Raw genomic sequence first — 4563 nt, 5'->3', positions numbered from 1 at the left:
GGCATTCCCGCGTTTGAGGATAATGCTGTCGCCTTCGTCTGTGTAAATAGCCACCTCCCCCGCATTCAACCCTTTAATGCGGTAGCGGCGATCTGCCACCATCAGGATCACACCGTGAGATCGGTCGCCGTCCGGGAACACAGCCACACCCTCGGCCCCGGAATGCGGAGCGCTGGTAAATCCATAGGGTTCAAGATGTTCAACGTTCTCTTTCTGCTCGTTTGCCAGTAATTCAACCTGAACCATCTGGCATTTACTGGCAGTATTTAGCCCTGTAACCACGGCGCGGGCCAGCAAGTTAGAAACAGAACGCTGCAGCCCTCGTAATGCTGCTTTCATCAGAAATCATCCCCGTCGTCGTCCGATTCTTTCTTGTGGTGGCGCGTCATCAGTTTAGGTTCTGGCATATACGCGGCTTGCGGCCCGACGCGCATTTGGGTAGTGAATCCCGATTTGTCGTCAAGTTGCCAGGTGACTTCTGCCACCACCAGTTCGGTGTTTGTAAAGCCCATCACCGGATCCCAAACGACGACGCGCTGGTTAGGCTGCCACAACTGCCCGTTGCCCTGCCGCCAGCCCTGCACCGTGTAGATGGTTTCAAGCGTCTGCCCTTCCCTGTGCGCTTTTTCGTACTGCGCACGAGCTTTGCAAGTGGCAAGCGTGGCATTGCCGCACTGCTTTATCGTCAACGGGCGAAAGCGTCTCACGGCAGCATCTTTCACAGTGGCGGTGATCTTGCTGTTCGTTGTAGAACCGTAGTCATCATCAGAACCAGCACGCTGGCCTGTCACCGTGATTTCAGAAAACCGATCACTGAAATCGCGCTGACTTCCGGCGTTGATAATATTTTCTCCCAGCACCAATGCTGTGACCGCTTTTTTTGTGCCTACCGTATCCAGCACCAGCTCACCATCGGTATTGTCGAACGCCAGCACCTGTTCCATCCCCAGCAAGCGATTTAGCGCTTCCTCGACGGTTTCACCGTAATCAATCTGGAAACTGGTTAACGTGTTACTTTCCGGTGAGTTACTGACGACATTCACACCAAAGGGTTGCGCCAGCGTGGTGACGATCTGCGCCAACGTCCGGTTTGTGAACTGGCCCGGCTGTGTGGGCGCCGAACAGTCGATCAGGTCTTCGGTTTTACTGCGCCCGTTAACACTGGCACTTATCTGTCTTGCGTCGTAGCGCAGCGGCGTTGCATCCACATAACCGGTGATTACTTTGTCGGTACCGATCAGAACTTCCACCAGATCACCTTCAATCACTGGCAATTCCAGTTCAGTCAGGTTTCCGGTCTGGGGCCATTGCCGGGTTATCTCGACGTCAAAACTTCGGGAAATACGGTCAATTCCTGCCGAAATGGTTACGCGCATCCAGCCAGAAAACTCCTTACCGTTAACACGCAGGGTTACATCATGATCAGTCATTCAGAGGCCACTCGTAGCGGTTCCGGTGGTACAAATCCCGGATGAGGAATGTTATTGAGTGCAACTATCTCGGCACCGCGGCTGGCATCGTCGTACCAGTCAGCTGCCAGTACTACTGCCGGGGTTACATCGTCCGGCGTGCGCGTTACGGTTTTTGCAGTGAGTTGCAACCGTTTTTGAATATCCAGCCAGACGGTCTGGCGTAAATCTTCAATCCTAATAAACGGTTCGTCGCCAGATACCCGGCAGGTTTCGCGGTCAAATAGCTGACTGTAGCTGGTTCGCTGGCGGGCCAGCTGGTCATAACTGACAGGCAGCACAGACGGTTCGTTGTTCTGTCTGGGCGAATCCGTGAGCGCTGCGCGAGTGGCTGACCGGTAGTTGTAATTGCTGGCGGTCGGGGTCGGCAGAGCAGAAAACTGGCGGGTGGATTGCGTGATCGCCGAGCTGCGCATCAACTGAGAAAATGCATTTGTAGCGACGGTTGTTTGTTGCTGCGATGCGCTCTGCGTGGGCCATACACCCCGCGGGGCCAGTGAATCGATACCTGAGATATATTTCAGGTTATCCACGGCGCTAATCGCACTGTCGGTGTTGTAGTAAATCGATTTGCCTGCCGCCCACATTGCCTGCACACGGCTGATAATTTCAGCTACCTGCGACGGCGGCGGGAACAGCACTGACAAATCCCCCTGCAGCAGTCGGGCAAGATCACTAATTCCGCTGTCCACCATTTCAAAAAATTCGATCACATCGTCCAGCATATCGCTGACGCTCTGAATCACTCCATCGCTGATCCAGTCTGGCCCGGTTAAATCGAAATCATCCAGAAACTTATCGGCAAAGGACTGATCCGCAGCATCGGCAGCATTTTCCACATTCTGTGCCGTTGCACCGCCTGCCGTCGGGTAACTCAGTTGGCCTGATTCAATAAATTTCAGGGATATTTCACACATCCCGCCATTGTCGCGGCTGTGACGAAACGTTATGTCACCGTCAACGTTAACCGTGAGCGAGCCGTAAAACGGATGGATCAGCGTACCGGAGCCACCCTGTTCAAGCGCGGTAAGCAGGCGATCGCGCTGCGCCATAAAATCAGAACCAATGACATACGCCGACACCGAATAACGACGAACTTTGCGCCCCATATCTTCGGTGTACGGCACATCACGTAACGGGTATTCATGAGGCACTGTCCTGCGCCCGAACGTCGCCTCATCCTCGGCTACTTTGAACGGCACCCCGCGGAAGGATGCAGGTCGTATGCTGAAACGCCAGGTATCCATATTTCACCCATAAAAAAACCCGCCGGAGCGGGTTACTGGTTTGTGCGGTAAAGGTTTTGGGAGCTGAAGCGGTTGTATCCGACCTCGGGAGTTAACCGTACCCCCGGTGCATTAGTCTGCCCTCCAGATACACGCATACCCGGTGGCGCACCGTCAAACCGAACAACCAGTTCGCCCTGCAGGTGCCCTTTCGCACCTGTAAGCATATCCTGCCCGGTCGGTGCGCTGTAATTGTAGGCCGGCCCGTTTCCACGGCTAAACGGGGTCGGTCCTTGCTGCCCGGTGATCACACGAATGTCTCGCAAAAAATCGTTGCCACCCTGTTTGTTGGCGACTTCCTGCTGAACGGCAAGTAGCCCCCAGCCAGGAGTGGCGGCTTTTTTGTTGTAGTCAAAGGCGTTCGCCACCTCCTGCTGCTGTGCCGTCAGTGGTTTCGGTGCCATTGGCTTACCGTGTTCCCAGGCATCTTTTATGGTACTCCAGTTGGCCGCAATGAATGTACCCGCTGCCACCAAAGAGCCCAGCATGATACCGAGAGGCCCAACAGCGCCAACAATCAATGTTATCGCCGCCAGACCACCAATCGCAGCCAGCCCGGCTGCAGCACCAGCAGCCATCTTGATCACTTCAGGGTTGGCTTGCACAAAACTGGCGACTTCATCGAGCAGCGGCATAGCCTGTTTTAATCCGTCATTGACGGCGGGCAGCAACGCATCGCCGGTGTTAACACTTATTCTGTTGAGGTTGTTCTGCAGGAGTTCGAGCTGATTCGCCGTGGTGCTGGCCCGGCTGGCGTACTCTTTTTGCATGGATCCGGCGTACTGCGCCGAATCGGCCACACGGTTAAAGTTAGTTTTCAACAGAGACAGATTCGCCAGCAGCGGTGCGATCGCCCCCACTGATTCCTCACCGAACAGCGTTTTTAGCACCTCCACACGCTTATCAGGCGCAACTTTACTCAGTTGTTCGAATACCTGCATCAGCGCGGCTTTACCATTTTTCTGAAGATCAGACGCCAGTGTTTTAGGGTTGAGGTGTAACGACCTCATCGCCTCTTTCTGGTCTTTCGTCATCTTCTGGCCCGAAGCCAGTGTGGTGAACACCTTTTTAATCGCGGTCGCGGCAACTTCGGACTGAATACCGGCAGAGCCAATTGTTGCCCCCAACGCAGCAACATCCGAAGTGGCAAAACCCGCAATCTTCCCCAGCGATCCGACGCGCGTAACCACATCAGTAATATTGGCGGCAGTTGTCGGCCCGGTGTTGCCCAGGTAGTTGATCTGGTCTGCCAGTTGAACAACCTGATCATGCGTAAGCCCGAGCGAAACACGCCACTGCGCCATTTGCTGCCCGGCTTCGTCGGCGGTTTCGTTGAACGCGATCCCCATTTTTACAGCGGTTGTCGCGAACTCTTTCAAATCACCGGCAGCAAGCCCGGCCTGCCCACCTGCGGCCATTATTTTTGCAATGTCGTTGGCAGCCATCGGCAATTGAGTGGACATATCGAGAATGTCCTGGCCCATCTGCTTAAACTGCTGTGGCGTGTCAAAGTTCACCACCTTGCGCACGTCTGCCATAGCACTTTCAAACGCGATCGCATCGGTGACAGGTTTCGCCAACGCAAGCGACCAGGCGGTGCCAAAGGCGCCAGCCATCAGCGCTTTTTCTTCGACCCCCTTCCCGGCTTTTTTAACGTTTTTAGATATGCCATCAAGCACCGGGGAAAGTTTATCGACTCCGGTAATGATGGCCTTTAATTGAAAGCTATCAGCCACGATTACGCACCTCCGCTATTCTGACGGCATGCGATTCCATTTCGAAGAACTCCCCCAACGGTTTACGCATAA

4 protein-coding genes are annotated in these 4563 nt (G+C 54.5%); all 4 read right to left on the bottom strand.

What is annotated here, in order from left to right; genetic code table 11:
* On the bottom strand, window positions 1-339 hold a 339-nt coding region (locus CJP72_RS26480; RefSeq protein WP_162383873.1), incomplete at its 3' end, for a phage baseplate assembly protein V.
* Window positions 339-1430, bottom strand: coding sequence for a phage baseplate assembly protein (locus tag CJP72_RS26475; protein WP_162383872.1), 1092 nt, complete (start codon window positions 1428-1430; stop codon window positions 339-341). The genes CJP72_RS26480 and CJP72_RS26475, both read right to left, overlap by 1 nt.
* Window positions 1427-2716, bottom strand: a complete 1290-nt coding sequence (locus CJP72_RS26470; RefSeq protein ID WP_162383871.1) for a DNA circularization protein — start codon at window positions 2714-2716, stop codon at window positions 1427-1429. The genes CJP72_RS26475 and CJP72_RS26470 overlap by 4 nt, the downstream gene beginning before the upstream one ends.
* A gap of 32 nt (window positions 2717-2748) precedes the next feature.
* Window positions 2749-4491 carry a phage tail tape measure protein gene (locus CJP72_RS26465; protein ID WP_162383870.1) on the bottom strand — a complete coding sequence of 581 codons (1743 nt, stop codon included), beginning with the start codon at window positions 4489-4491 and terminating at the stop codon, window positions 2749-2751.
* Between the last annotated feature and the right edge of the window lie 72 nt (window positions 4492-4563).

It is taken from the genome of Citrobacter sp. NCU1 (assembly GCF_010231475.1).
Taxonomy (GTDB): Bacteria; Pseudomonadota; Gammaproteobacteria; order Enterobacterales; family Enterobacteriaceae; genus Citrobacter_D.
The sequence above is the reverse complement of the archived record's forward strand: the minus strand, read 5'-3'. Positions and strand labels throughout refer to the sequence as shown.